Genomic DNA, 11,844 nt, shown 5'->3' with positions numbered 1-11,844 from the left:
ATTGCTCGCCGCGACCGGCCGTCGTCGCGAAGAGAAATTACCCCTTCAGCATCTCCGCCACTTCGGGTGCGAAATAGGTCAGGATGCCGTCGCAGCCGGCGCGCTTGAAGGCGAGGAGCGATTCCAGCATTGCCTTCTCGCCGTCGATCCAGCCATTGGCACCTGCCGCCTTGATCATCGAATATTCGCCCGACACCTGATAGGCGAAGGTCGGCATCTGGAACTCGTCCTTCAGCCGCCGGATGATGTCGAGATAGGGCAGGCCGGGCTTGACCATCAGCATGTCGGCGCCCTCGGCGATGTCCTGTTCGGCCTCTCTCACCGCCTCGTCCGAATTGGCATGGTCGATGTAATAGGTCTTCTTGTCGCCCTTGAGCAGACCGGCGGTGCCCACCGCCTCGCGATAGGGTCCGTAGAAGGCCGAGGCGAATTTGGTCGCATAGGACATGATCGCCACGTCCTGAAAACCATTGGCATCGAGCGCGTCGCGGATGGCGCCGATGCGACCGTCCATCATGTCGGACGGTGCGATGATGTCGGCGCCGGCGGCCGCCTGGATGACGGCAGCGGCGGTCACCTGTTCCACTGTCTCGTCGTTGACGATGATGCCGTCGCGCAGGATGCCGTCATGGCCGTGGCTGGTGAATGGGTCGAGCGCTGCGTCGGTGATGATGCCGATCTGCGGTACCGCATCCTTGATCGCACGGGTGGCGCGGTTGATCACATTGTCGGGATCGAGGATGTGCGAGCCGGTCTGGTCGCGCAGCGAGATGTCCACATTGGGGAAGGTGGCGAGGGCGGGAATGCCGAGTTTTGCCGCGCGCTCTGCCTCCTTGACGGCGAGATCGATCGACAGGCGGAAGACGCCGGGCATGGCGGCGATAGGCTCGCGGATACCCTTGCCCTCGACGACGAAGATCGGCCAGATCAAATCGTCGACCGTGAGCCGGTTCTCCTGCACCAGACGTCGCGACCAGTCGGCCTTGCGCATGCGGCGCAGACGGCGGCTGCCGGTGATCTCGTCGACGCCGCGCGCGCCGGCGGGCTTTGCGGGGGTGAATTTGTTCATCGCCAGTACTCTCGTTCGGGCAGGCTTTTACCACGAGCTCCCGCCGCTGACCAATGCGGCACGATTGTGCCAGCAACGCGGTCGAGGCCTATTCGGGTTGCCCATTGCCTGACAGAATCTGTGCCGCGCCCCTGATGGCGACACGGAAAGCCTCGTCGAAGCCGACACCGCGCACCTGCCAGATGTAGGTCTTGCCGGCCATGGCCAGCCGCCAGTCGGCGATCCAGCCCAGTTCCTTGTCGCTCCAGACGAGACTGCCGTAAAGCGCCTGGTCGGCGCCGGCCTTCTTCGCCAGTGTGTCGAGCTTCGTCATCTCGGCATTGCGAAGCGCCTGATCGTCCAATCCGGCCTGCGACAGCTGCGCCACCGTGGGAAAAGTCACCTGCATGGCCAGCGGTACGGCGGCATTGCCGAACGATTCGCGCATCAGCATGCCACGGTCGTCCTCGGCATCGAGCGCGTAATGCGTTGTTCCGCGCTCGGTCGCCAAAAACACCGCCAGCCGTGGCCGCTCGGTCAGCCACGGCCTGCTGCCGAGCGAAGCCAACACCGGGTCGATGTCAGCAGGCTTGTACTGGCAGTAGAGATTATGAGGCCGATCGTACGTGCCCTGGTCGTCATGGTTGGGAATGCCTTCCATGCGGTCGCGATAGTGGAAACTGGCGACGAAGCTGCCGGCTTTGTCGCGCAATGCCGTCATTTCAGGTTTCACCGGCAGGCGCTGATCGCCGGAAACCCGCACCAGAACCGCGTCGAGGCAGCGCTTGAAGCCGGACTGGCGGTTCTTCTCGTACTTGCCGTTGACGATGGTCTGCGAGCTGTAGAGGTCTTCCAAAGTCCCCGCCATGACCGGGTGAACAGCCAAGCAGAGGCTCAGCCCGATTGCCACCGGCGCAAGGTGCGAAAATCGAGTCATAAACAATCGTCCCGTTCGAAGACCCACCAGGCTACGCTGCAATGAACTCTACCTAGTTTTCCGTATTGCAGCTCGATTTTTAGCACTGGCTCCTGGTCCGGGCCAGAGCTTGCACCGGTGTGCTCGCCATTGACGCACCCATGCGCCAAGCTTTAGCACTTCAGTCCCGGCGGCCGGGAGAGGGATTCTTTCACGATGGATTTTGGCGGAGGCGACGAGATCCGCTTCGAACATCTGGGCCGGGCCGGCGTCGTCACCTTGACGCGGCCGCAGGCGCTCAATGCCTTGACGCACCGCATGATCGGGGCGCTCGACGCCGCTCTTTCCGCCTGGGAGGCCGACCAGGGCATCGACGTCATCGTCGTCAAGGCAGAGGGCAGGGCCTTTTCGGCCGGCGGCGATATCCTGCATGTCTATGAGACAGGCCGGGCGGGAAAACCGCCGGTCGAGTTCTTCGCCGACGAATACCGGCTCAACGCCCGCATCAACAGCTACAAGAAGCCCTATGTCGCCCTGATCGACGGTATCGTCATGGGTGGCGGCGTCGGCATCTCCTTCCACGGCTCGCACCGGGTGATGACCGAGAATGCCCAGTTTGCCATGCCGGAAGTCGGCATCGGCTTCTTTCCGGATGTTGGCGCCAGCCACCTGCTGCCCGATCTCGGCGGCTCCTTCGGCATGTATCTGGCGCTGACCGGCAATCGCATTCGATATGGCGATGCGCTGTGGTCTGGGCTGGCCACCCATACCATCAAGGCCGAGGACCAGGCTGGCTTCCTCGACCGGCTGGCGTTGACCGGCGATCCGGAATCGGTGCTGCGCGGCTTCTTCGTGCAGGCAAGGCGAGAAACCGACAGGCCGACGCTGGAGGCGATTGTTCGCCATTTTTCGCAACCGTCCCTGAACCGCGTCATCGACAGCCTGGAGCGTGCGGCCGCCGCCGATGAGTTCGCGGCAAAGACACTGGCGACGATCCGCACCCGCTCGCCGACCAGCCTGCGCGTTGCCTGGCGGCAGATCAGCGCCGGACTGACGCTGTCCATGGAAGCCTGCATGAAGATGGAGTTCCGCATCCTCAACCGGATGCTCGCCGGCCATGATTTCTACGAAGGTATCCGCGCTGCCATCATCGACAAGGGCTCGAAGCCGCAATGGCGGCCGGCAAGCCTCGCTGCGGTCAGCGAAGCGGATGTCGATGCCTATTTCGCTCCGCTCGGCGAACGGGAACTCCTGATATGAGCGAGGTGACCTCAAGGCGCATCGTTCTGCAGCCCTCCGGGGTGGAGGTGATCTTCGCCTGGTTCCAGCGCGTCATATCGGGCTACTGCCTGCTGTTCGGCATTCTCTACTGGATCAAGCTGATCGGCTTTTATCCGGGCACACTGTGGCGTTTCGACCTGATGCCCGTGCACTGGCAGGTCGCGGCGGTGGTGCTCGCCGTGTTCTTTCCCTTTGCCGCTGCCGGCCTGTGGATGCTGGCGTCCTGGGGCCCGGTGATCTGGTTCATTTGCGCGGTGACCGAGACGGTCATGTACGCCGGCTTTCCCGAGCTGTTCGGCCACCGCTTGCTGATTGTCGTCTCGCATGCGGCGGTGGCGGTGCTCTATATCGTCTTTCGCGTCGTCATCTACCTGCAGAAGCGCCCGGTCCGCCACTAAGCCGTTGAACCCTTGGCGGCCCGGCTGTCGCCTCGAATGAGCCCTGCAATCGTTGCCGAAATCTTTAGGTTAATTATCCTTGCTCGGGTGACCGTTCGTTAAGCCTCTTCCGAAACCCCTTACCGGTAAGCTCTTGTTAGCCCTAGCGTTTAAGTCGAATTTTATGAGTATTCGATAGTGTCGCGATCAAGGTGAAAACAAAAAATCACCAGGGCGACAAACGAGAGGCAAAGACAATGATCAATTCGCGTCCGGCGGCGAAGACCGCCAACGTATCCGACGATCGCCGTGAGGCTATCCGTTCCCTGTACATGGAATCGCTGCAGCTTGTTGAGCGGCTGCACCGCCGCCTGCTTGATGTGATCAAGGACGAATTCGACCGCAACGGCCGTTCCGACATCAATGCCATCCAGGCACTGCTGCTGTTCAACATCGGCAATTCCGAACTGACCGCGGGCGAGCTGCGCTCGCGTGGCTACTATCTCGGCTCGAACGTCTCCTACAATCTGAAGAAGCTGGTCGATCTCGGCTTCATCAACCATCAGCGCTCGCGCATCGACCGCCGTTCGGTCCGCGTCTCGCTGACGCCGAAGGGCAATGAGGTGGCCGAGGTCGTCGCCGGCCTTTACGAGCGTCATGTCGGCTCGATCGAACAGGTCGGCGGCATCAACACCGACGAGTTCAAGCAGATGAACCGCGCTCTGCAGCGGCTCGACCGCTTCTGGAACGACACCATCGCTTACCGGATGTAAGACATCCGCCGCATCGGATCCGGCCCGCGTCACAGAAGCGCGGCCGAAATATCGACCTTCAGTCAGGGCCGGTGCCGAGAGGCATCGGCCTTTTCTTTGATTTGGCTGGTCATTGCACCGCGTGGTCGATCGCCGATCGATACCCAAAAAGCACGGTCCGTTCTTTTCGGAATGCTGGCCGGTCGGATTTGGCCGCTAGGCCACGTTGCCGCCATATTCCAATGGAACCGAGAGTGGCAGTGATGCTGTGGTGAAGACCATGCGTTCACCCGCAGCCCGTATCGCGCCTGTGCATTGTCACACCAAGCTGATACGGACCATGGTTGGCTAATTGTTAAGATTGCCAATTTTACAGTGCGGGCGAGATCGCCCGGTGATCAACGCAGCAAGTGATCGAACTGCTACCAATGTCTGGAACGTCCATGAAAACCAGCCGTCGTTTTTTCCTGTCCGGAGCCTCCGCGCTCGCAGCCGCGGTGGTCGCCGGCGGCGCCAATGCGCAGGATGTGATCGGTGATATCCTGAAATCCTCGGCGCGCGGCAATTGGGACGACCAGTTCGACGCCCGCGCCAGCGAGGGTGGCAAGGTGGCCTCGACGCTGCCGATCTTCAGCCCGCAGACCGTCGCCTTCACGGAACAGGCGGTCGGGCAATACCAGAACATTGTCGGGCAGGGTGGCTGGGTCGAGGTTCCCGCGACCAAGAAACTGCAGCTCGGCGTCGATGATCCCGATGTGGTGCCATTGCGCAAGCGCCTGATGGTCGCGGGCGACCTGTCGCAGAGCGCCGGCATTTCGACGGCTTTCGATTCCTATGTCGACTCGGCAGTCAAGCGCTTCCAACTGCGTCACGGCCTGCCGGCTGATGGCTCGATGGGCAAATACACCTATGCGGCGATGAACGTTTCGGCGCAGATCCGGCTTGGCCAGTTGCAGACCAATCTGCAGCGGCTGCGCGAGAAGGCCGGCACGCTGGGCAGCCGCTACGTGCTGGTCGACATTCCGGCAGCCCAGGTCGAAGCGGTCGAGAACGACCGCGTCGTGCTTCGCCACACCGCGATCGTCGGCAAGATCGATCGCCAGACGCCGATCGTCAATTCCAAGATCACTGAGATCATCGTCAATCCATACTGGAACGCGCCGGTCTCGATCGTGCGCAAGGACATCATTCCGCTGATGCGGAAAAATCCCGATTATCTCAAGAACAGCCACATCCGCCTGTTCGCGCCCGATGGCAGCGAAGTCGATCCGATGAATGTCGACTGGTCGACCGACGACGCCGCCAAGTACCGGTTCCGCCAGGATCCCGGCTCGGAAAACGCCATGGCTTCGGTGAAGATCAATTTCCCGAGCCCTGACGGCGTCTACATGCACGACACGCCGCAGCAGAGCCTGTTCGGCAAGATGTTGCGTTTCGATTCCTCGGGCTGCGTGCGCGTGCAGAATGTGCGCGACCTCGTCACCTGGATCCTGCGCGACACGCCCGGCTGGGACCGCCAGCATTTCGAGGCGGCGATCAAGACCGGTGAAAACACGCCGATCCAGGTCACCAATCCGGTGCCGGTCCACTTCCTCTATCTCTCGGCCTGGTCGACCGGTCCGGGCGTGGTGCAGTTCCGCGACGACGTCTACGCGCTTGATGGCAACAACGAGCTGCAGATCACGTCCGCGCTGTAAGCGTTTGAATTCTATCTAAAAAGGCCGCCTCTCAGGGCGGCCTTTTTCATTGATTGGGTGCCGCGTCGTTTTTCACGGGAGGGCGGCTGGACGGATCGGCCGGCTTTGCGCATGGTCGGCGGGAAGCCTGGAACCGGACCATGGAAGTCGCTGTCTTCATTCTGGTCGTGCTCGTCTTCGTGGCGCTTTCCGGCGCGCTGGTTTGTCTGGTGCGGGTGCCGTTGCCGGTGCTGCAGATTGCGATCGGTGCCGCGCTCGCCTGGCCGGTGCGCGGCATCCATGTCGAGATCAATCCGGAACTGTTCCTGCTGGTGTTCATTCCGCCGCTGCTGTTCGGCGACGCCTATGGCGCACCGAAGCGTGAACTGATGGCGCTGCGCGGACCGATCCTGGATCTGGCCATAGGGCTGGTCTTCTTCACCATCGTCGGCTTCGGCTACGCCTTGCATTGGTTAGTGCCGAGCATCCCTCTGGTGGTCGCTTTTGCGCTTGCCGCGGTGCTGTCGCCGACCGACGCGGTGGCCGTGTCCTCGATCGTCGACAGGAATGTTGTCCCGGCGCGGCTGATGCACATTCTCGAAGGCGAGTCGCTGCTCAACGACGCTTCAGGCCTCGTCATGTTCCGCTTCGCCGTCGCAGCAGTGCTGACCGGCAGCTTTTCCCTTGCCGCGGCTTCGTTCAGTTTTCTCTATGCCGTGGCGATCGGCATCCTGATCGGCGTCGCGGCGCTGTTCGTTGCCGCCAAGCTGCTGCAATTGCTCAACCAGATCGGCGGCGTGCCGGCCGAAGCGCAGGTGCTGGTGATGGTTCTGCTGCCCTTCATCGCCTATCTCGGCGCCGAGCATGTCGGAGCGTCCGGTATTCTGGCGGCTGTTACCGCCGGCCTGCTCACCGGCGGCTCCGGCGTGTTTCGCTTCCTCGGCGTCTCGGCCCGCATGCAGACGATGTCGCTGTGGACGACGCTTTCCTTCGTTTTCAACGGTGCTCTCTTTATCGTGCTCGGCCTGCAGCTTCCCGACATCATCCGCCATGTGCCCCCGGAACTCATGAGCCTGCACCCGATCATCCAGCCGATCGCGACCGTCGTGGCGCTGACGCTGTGCCTGATCGCGTTGCGCTTCCTGTGGATATGGGTCGGCGATCTCGCAGCCGGCATCGCCGCACGTCTGGGCAAGCGCAAGGTGGAGCCGTTCGGGTTGCGCGTGCGGCTCGCCGGTTCGGTGGCCGGCGTGCGCGGCGCCATCACGCTGGCCGGCATATTGTCGCTGCCGCTCGCCATGCCGGACGGTTCGCCGTTTCCGGCGCGCGATCTGGTCATTTTCCTGGCCGCCGGCGTCATCATCTGTTCGCTGGTCTTCGCCAGTCTCGCTCTGCCGACGATCGCCAAGGGGCTGGTCGAGCCCGGTGAGGATGCCGGCGCCGCCGAGGAGCGGCTGGCGCGTGTCGGCGCCGCCAAGGCGGCAATCGCGCGCATCGAGAGCATCGCCGGAGCCGCAGATGATGAGGGAGGCGAGGTGCCCGGCGCCAGGCTTGCCGCCGCCGACAGCATCGTCGCCGGGTACCGGCGCCGCATCGCCGCCTCGGACGAAGCCGATGAGGCCCGCGCCGAGGCGCGTGAAGCCGGAAGGCTGGAGCTCGAATTGAGATTTGCGGGCATCGAAGCCGAGCGCGAAGCCGTGCGCGCCATGTTTCGCAGCGGCGAGATCAACGACCATACGTCGCAGGCGCTGTTTACCGAGATCACGCTCACCGAGGCATTGCTGAGGGGCCGGAAGGCGAGGAAATAACGACGCGCGGGCCTGGCTGGCGCAATCCGGCCAGCAAATTTCGCGTGGCAAACGTGGCGGGGCGAAAACAACTGTGTTAATGGCGCCGCGTGCAGGTTGCCCAAAAGTGTACAGCGGTTTGAGCAACGACATGCATAAACAAAATTGCCCCCGAACCCCGAGGATTTCAGGCTATGGCAACAGCAGCGGCAGTGTCGAACAAATTCGAATCCTTCTTCGAAACCACGCTGGCCGACGCCGATCCGGAGATTTTCGGCGCCATCCGCAACGAACTCGGCCGCCAGCGCCACGAGATCGAGCTGATTGCCTCGGAAAACATTGTTTCCCGCGCGGTGCTTGAGGCGCAGGGCTCGATCATGACCAACAAATATGCCGAGGGCTATCCGGGCAAGCGCTACTACGGCGGCTGCCAGTTTGTCGACGTGGCCGAGGAACTGGCCATCGAGCGCGCCAAGAAGCTGTTCGGCTGCAACTTCGCCAATGTCCAGCCGAATTCCGGCAGCCAGATGAACCAGGCCGTCTTCCTGGCGCTCTTGCAGCCGGGCGACACGTTCATGGGCCTCGACCTCAATTCCGGCGGCCATCTGACCCACGGTTCGCCGGTCAACATGAGCGGTAAATGGTTCAAGGTCGTCTCCTATGGCGTGCGCCAGGACGACCATCTGCTCGACATGGATGCCATCGAGAAGACCGCGCATGAAACCAAGCCGAAGCTGATCCTGGCCGGCGGCACCGCCTATTCCCGCGTCTGGGACTGGAAGCGTTTTCGCGAGATCGCCGACGCGGTCGGCGCCTATCTGATGGTCGACATGGCGCACATCGCCGGGCTGGTCGCCGGCGGCGTGCATCCGTCGCCGCTGCCGCATGCCCATGTCGTGACGACCACGACGCACAAGTCGCTGCGCGGCCCGCGCGGCGGCATGATCCTGTGCAATGACGAGGACATCGCCAAGAAGATGAATTCGGCGGTGTTCCCCGGCCTGCAGGGCGGCCCGCTTATGCATGTCATCGCCGCCAAGGCGGTTGCCTTCGGCGAAGCGCTGAAGCCAAGCTTCAAGGTCTATGCCGAGAGCGTTGCCGCCAACGCCAAGGCGCTCGCCTCCAGCCTCAAGGAAACCGGTCTCGACATCGTCTCCGGCGGCACAGACAACCATCTGATGCTGGTCGATTTGCGTCCGAAGAACGCCACCGGCAAGCGCGCCGAGGCGGCGCTGGGCCGCGCCAACATCACGTGCAACAAGAACGGTATTCCGTTCGACCCGGAAAAGCCTTTTGTCACCTCGGGCGTGCGTCTCGGCACCCCGGCCGGCACCACGCGCGGCTTCGGCCAGGCCGAATTCCGGGAGATCGGCAAGCTGATCGCCGAAGTGCTGGATGGTCTCAAGGTCGCCAATTCCGACGAGGGCAATGCCGCCGTCGAAGCAGCGGTCAAGGCCAAGGTCGTGGCGCTGACCGATCGCTTCCCGCTCTATCCCTATCTCGGCTGACGCGATAGGAAGTTTTGCCGCCTGCTGCAACGACAAGCGTCGTTTCAGCAGGCCGGGGCGACCGGCAGGAGCCTTGATGATGCGACCATTTCGTTTCGCCGACCTTGGCGCCGTTGGCGCTCTGGCTGCTTTGATCGCCGGGCCTTTCCCCGGCAACGCCTTGGCGCAAACCGCCCCTGCTCAAGCCGCGCCCGCGCAACCCGCTCCTGCGCAACCCGCACCTCAGCCCGAGCCCGCGGCGCCCGCTCAGACGGCACCCAAGCTCGAAACCTTTGGCAGATGGTCGACCCTGGTCGACGAGGTCGACACCGGTGAGGATCTGCGCAAGACCTGCGCGGCCTCGACCGCCTTTATCGGCGCTGGCGGCGAGAGCGGCGTTCTGACGCTCATCATCACGAACGGTGATGCACTGCCGCCGGATGCCTACCCGTCCGTAACGATCGCCGTCGACAACAAGGCCTTGCCGGCCGGCAAGTCGGTTGCCGCCACTTTCGGCGACGACAAGGCCCGCGTCACTGCCAAGCTCCATTCCGATGGCGCCGTCAACGGCCGGCTCAGTTGGACCGTCGACAACCAGTCCAAGACCAGCCTGGCGCTCCTGCGCGCCATGCGCCGGGCATCGGTGCTTGACGTCTCCTTCGGCGATGCGCCGGTTGGAAGCATATCCATGGACGGCTTCACCAAGGCCTATCGTAGTCTCGGCGCATCGTGCGGGTTTCCGACCGCCGACGTTGCTCCCTGAAGACATCGGTACGCTGTGCGGCTGCTGGCGAGGCTGGCAATCCTGCTTGCGCCTCGCTATCTCTGAAGGGCGAGGGAGCTGTTGGCGACACTTTGCCATCGCTGCAAAAACCTCTAAGCCTTTCGCTTCACCAGATTCGCCAACCAAAGGCTTCTCCATGCGCTGTCCCTATTGCCAGTCGGAAGATACGCAGGTGAAGGATTCGCGCCCCGCCGAGGATGGCGCGGCGATCCGCAGGCGGCGCGTCTGCCCCGATTGCGGCGGCCGCTTCACCACCTTCGAGCGCGTGCAGTTGCGCGACCTCGTCGTGGTCAAGAAATCGGGCCGCAAAGTGCCCTTCGACCGCGACAAGCTGTTGCGCTCGGTGGAGATCGCCGTGCGCAAGCGCAATGTCGATCCCGAACGCATCGACCGCGCGGTGACAGGCATCGTGCGCCAGCTCGAAAGTTCCGGCGAGACGGAGGTTGCTTCGGGAGAAGTCGGCCGCCTGGTCATGGAAGCGCTGAAGTCGCTCGACGATGTCGCCTATGTCCGTTTCGCCTCGGTCTACCGCAATTTTCGCGAGGCCAAGGATTTCCATGAATTGCTGGGCGAGCTCAAGGGCGACGAAGTCAAGGGTGAAGAGGAAGCCAGCTGAGCATGACTGCAAGCGAACAGGCCGCCCTTGATCGCCGCTTCATGGCGGCGGCACTCAGACTGTCGCGAAAAAATGCCGGGCGCACCGCGACCAACCCGTCTGTCGGTACGCTGATCGTACGCGATGACGGCAATGGTCCGATGATCGTCGGCACCGGCGTCACCGCTGTCGGCGGCCGTCCGCATGCCGAGACCGAGGCCCTGGCCGAGGCCGGCGACCTCGCGCGCGGCGCCACCGCCTACGTCACGCTGGAACCTTGCGCCCACCACGGCCGCACGCCGCCTTGCGCCAATGCGCTGGTCAATGCGGGCGTTGCGCGGGTCGTCGGTGCCGCCAGCGATCCCGATTCGCGCGTGTCCGGCAAGGGTTATGCGATCCTGCGCGCGGCCGGTGTCGAGGTGGTCGAGAAGGTGCTGGCGGCGGAAGCCGCCGAGCAGATGGCCGGCTATTTGATTCGATCGTTGAGAAAACGCCCGGAAGTGATTCTCAAGCTTGCGCTTTCCAGCGACGGCAAGATCGGCAGGGAAGGTGACGGGCAGGTGTCGATCACCGGCGATATCGCGCGCCGAGAAGTGTATCTGATGCGGGCTGAGGCGGACGCCATACTGGTTGGTATCGGCACCGCCCTTGAGGATGATCCGGCCCTGACGGTGCGTTTGCCGGGGCTTGAGAACCGTTCGCCTGCCCGCATCGTGCTCGACCGCCAGCTCAGGTTGCCGGAGGCCTCGAAGCTGGTTTCGGGCGTCGACCGGGTACCGCTCTATATCGCCGCCTGCCTGGAGGCCGATCCGCTGCGGCGGGCAGCACTCGAACGCGCCGGCGTGCGCTTCATCGGCACTGAGACGCACGAGGGCGGCGTAGCCTTGCCGGAACTACTCGAGGATCTGGCCGCCCTCGGCATGGCCAGCGTGCTGGTCGAGGGCGGCGCCAAGGTGGCGAGCGCTTTCCTGGCCGACGGGCTGGTCGACCGCATCGTGCTGTTCCAGGGACCGGATGCAATCGGCGACGACGGCATTGCATCGCCGATCGACGCCGACCATATCCCGGCAGGATTTCGCAAACTGCGCGAGATGCGCTTTGGCGAAGACAGCTACGCCGAGTGGATAAGAGACCTCTAGGG

General features: G+C 63.3%; 11 protein-coding genes. 9 read left to right on the top strand and 2 right to left on the bottom strand.

The window, feature by feature from the left end; translation table 11 throughout:
• Positions 1 to 37 precede the first annotated feature (37 nt).
• Positions 38 to 1,069: a porphobilinogen synthase gene (hemB, locus tag LB559_RS02780; protein ID WP_013532258.1), complete on the bottom strand. Its 1,032-nt coding sequence runs from the start codon at positions 1,067 to 1,069 to the stop codon at positions 38 to 40.
• An 88-nt stretch (positions 1,070 to 1,157) separates the two neighbouring features.
• On the bottom strand, positions 1,158 to 1,985 hold the full coding sequence (locus LB559_RS02775) for a DUF2066 domain-containing protein (protein ID WP_224672985.1): 828 nt from the start codon (positions 1,983 to 1,985) through the stop codon (positions 1,158 to 1,160).
• A gap of 195 nt (positions 1,986 to 2,180) precedes the next feature.
• On the opposite strand from LB559_RS02775, the gene LB559_RS02770 reads away from it, so the two are divergent.
• The 9 genes from LB559_RS02770 to ribD all read left to right on the top strand — a co-directional run bounded on the left by LB559_RS02770 (position 2,181) and on the right by ribD (position 11,842).
• Positions 2,181 to 3,224: an enoyl-CoA hydratase/isomerase family protein gene (locus tag LB559_RS02770; protein ID WP_013532256.1), complete on the top strand. Its 1,044-nt coding sequence runs from the start codon at positions 2,181 to 2,183 to the stop codon at positions 3,222 to 3,224.
• The gene (locus tag LB559_RS02765) at positions 3,221 to 3,643 is read left to right on the top strand and encodes a DUF6163 family protein (RefSeq protein WP_013532255.1); all 423 of its coding nucleotides are present in this window, start codon (positions 3,221 to 3,223) and stop codon (positions 3,641 to 3,643) included. The genes LB559_RS02770 and LB559_RS02765 overlap by 4 nt, the downstream gene beginning before the upstream one ends.
• Positions 3,644 to 3,879: 236 nt before the next feature.
• A complete protein-coding gene (ldtR, locus tag LB559_RS02760) occupies positions 3,880 to 4,395 on the top strand; it encodes a transcriptional regulator LdtR (protein ID WP_008875359.1) in 516 nt (171 codons plus the stop codon).
• 422 nt (positions 4,396 to 4,817) lie between these two features.
• Positions 4,818 to 6,071: a murein L,D-transpeptidase gene (locus tag LB559_RS02755; protein ID WP_127366821.1), complete on the top strand. Its 1,254-nt coding sequence runs from the start codon at positions 4,818 to 4,820 to the stop codon at positions 6,069 to 6,071.
• Between the two features lie 140 nt (positions 6,072 to 6,211).
• Positions 6,212 to 7,858: a Na+/H+ antiporter gene (locus tag LB559_RS02750; protein WP_224672984.1), complete on the top strand. Its 1,647-nt coding sequence runs from the start codon at positions 6,212 to 6,214 to the stop codon at positions 7,856 to 7,858.
• A gap of 173 nt (positions 7,859 to 8,031) precedes the next feature.
• Positions 8,032 to 9,345, top strand: coding sequence for a serine hydroxymethyltransferase (gene glyA, locus LB559_RS02745; RefSeq protein WP_013532252.1), 1,314 nt, complete (start codon positions 8,032 to 8,034; stop codon positions 9,343 to 9,345).
• Between the two features lie 76 nt (positions 9,346 to 9,421).
• A complete protein-coding gene (locus LB559_RS02740) occupies positions 9,422 to 10,087 on the top strand; it encodes a hypothetical protein (protein WP_224672983.1) in 666 nt (221 codons plus the stop codon).
• 157 nt (positions 10,088 to 10,244) lie between these two features.
• On the top strand, positions 10,245 to 10,724 hold the full coding sequence (gene nrdR, locus LB559_RS02735) for a transcriptional regulator NrdR (protein ID WP_013532250.1): 480 nt from the start codon (positions 10,245 to 10,247) through the stop codon (positions 10,722 to 10,724).
• A 2-nt stretch (positions 10,725 to 10,726) separates the two neighbouring features.
• Entirely contained in the window at positions 10,727 to 11,842 is a 1,116-nt protein-coding gene (ribD, locus tag LB559_RS02730) for a bifunctional diaminohydroxyphosphoribosylaminopyrimidine deaminase/5-amino-6-(5-phosphoribosylamino)uracil reductase RibD (RefSeq protein WP_224672982.1), read from the top strand.
• Positions 11,843 to 11,844: the final 2 nt, after the last annotated feature.

Source organism: Mesorhizobium sp. BR1-1-3 (assembly GCF_020165455.1).
Classification (GTDB): Bacteria; Pseudomonadota; Alphaproteobacteria; order Rhizobiales; family Rhizobiaceae; genus Mesorhizobium; species Mesorhizobium ciceri.
The sequence above is the reverse complement of the archived record's forward strand: the minus strand, read 5'-3'. Positions and strand labels throughout refer to the sequence as shown.

Excerpts from the sequence above, each read along its gene's own strand:
- hemB (WP_013532258.1), bottom strand. The coding sequence starts at position 1,069 with ATGAACAAATTCACCCCCGCAAAGCCCGCCGGCGCGCGCGGCGTCGAC.
- LB559_RS02775 (WP_224672985.1), bottom strand. The coding sequence starts at position 1,985 with ATGACTCGATTTTCGCACCTTGCGCCGGTGGCAATCGGGCTGAGCCTC.
- LB559_RS02770 (WP_013532256.1), top strand. The coding sequence starts at position 2,181 with ATGGATTTTGGCGGAGGCGACGAGATCCGCTTCGAACATCTGGGCCGG.
- LB559_RS02765 (WP_013532255.1), top strand. The coding sequence starts at position 3,221 with ATGAGCGAGGTGACCTCAAGGCGCATCGTTCTGCAGCCCTCCGGGGTG.
- ldtR (WP_008875359.1), top strand. The coding sequence starts at position 3,880 with ATGATCAATTCGCGTCCGGCGGCGAAGACCGCCAACGTATCCGACGAT.
- LB559_RS02755 (WP_127366821.1), top strand. The coding sequence starts at position 4,818 with ATGAAAACCAGCCGTCGTTTTTTCCTGTCCGGAGCCTCCGCGCTCGCA.
- LB559_RS02750 (WP_224672984.1), top strand. The coding sequence starts at position 6,212 with ATGGAAGTCGCTGTCTTCATTCTGGTCGTGCTCGTCTTCGTGGCGCTT.
- glyA (WP_013532252.1), top strand. The coding sequence starts at position 8,032 with ATGGCAACAGCAGCGGCAGTGTCGAACAAATTCGAATCCTTCTTCGAA.
- LB559_RS02740 (WP_224672983.1), top strand. The coding sequence starts at position 9,422 with ATGATGCGACCATTTCGTTTCGCCGACCTTGGCGCCGTTGGCGCTCTG.
- nrdR (WP_013532250.1), top strand. The coding sequence starts at position 10,245 with ATGCGCTGTCCCTATTGCCAGTCGGAAGATACGCAGGTGAAGGATTCG.
- ribD (WP_224672982.1), top strand. The coding sequence starts at position 10,727 with ATGACTGCAAGCGAACAGGCCGCCCTTGATCGCCGCTTCATGGCGGCG.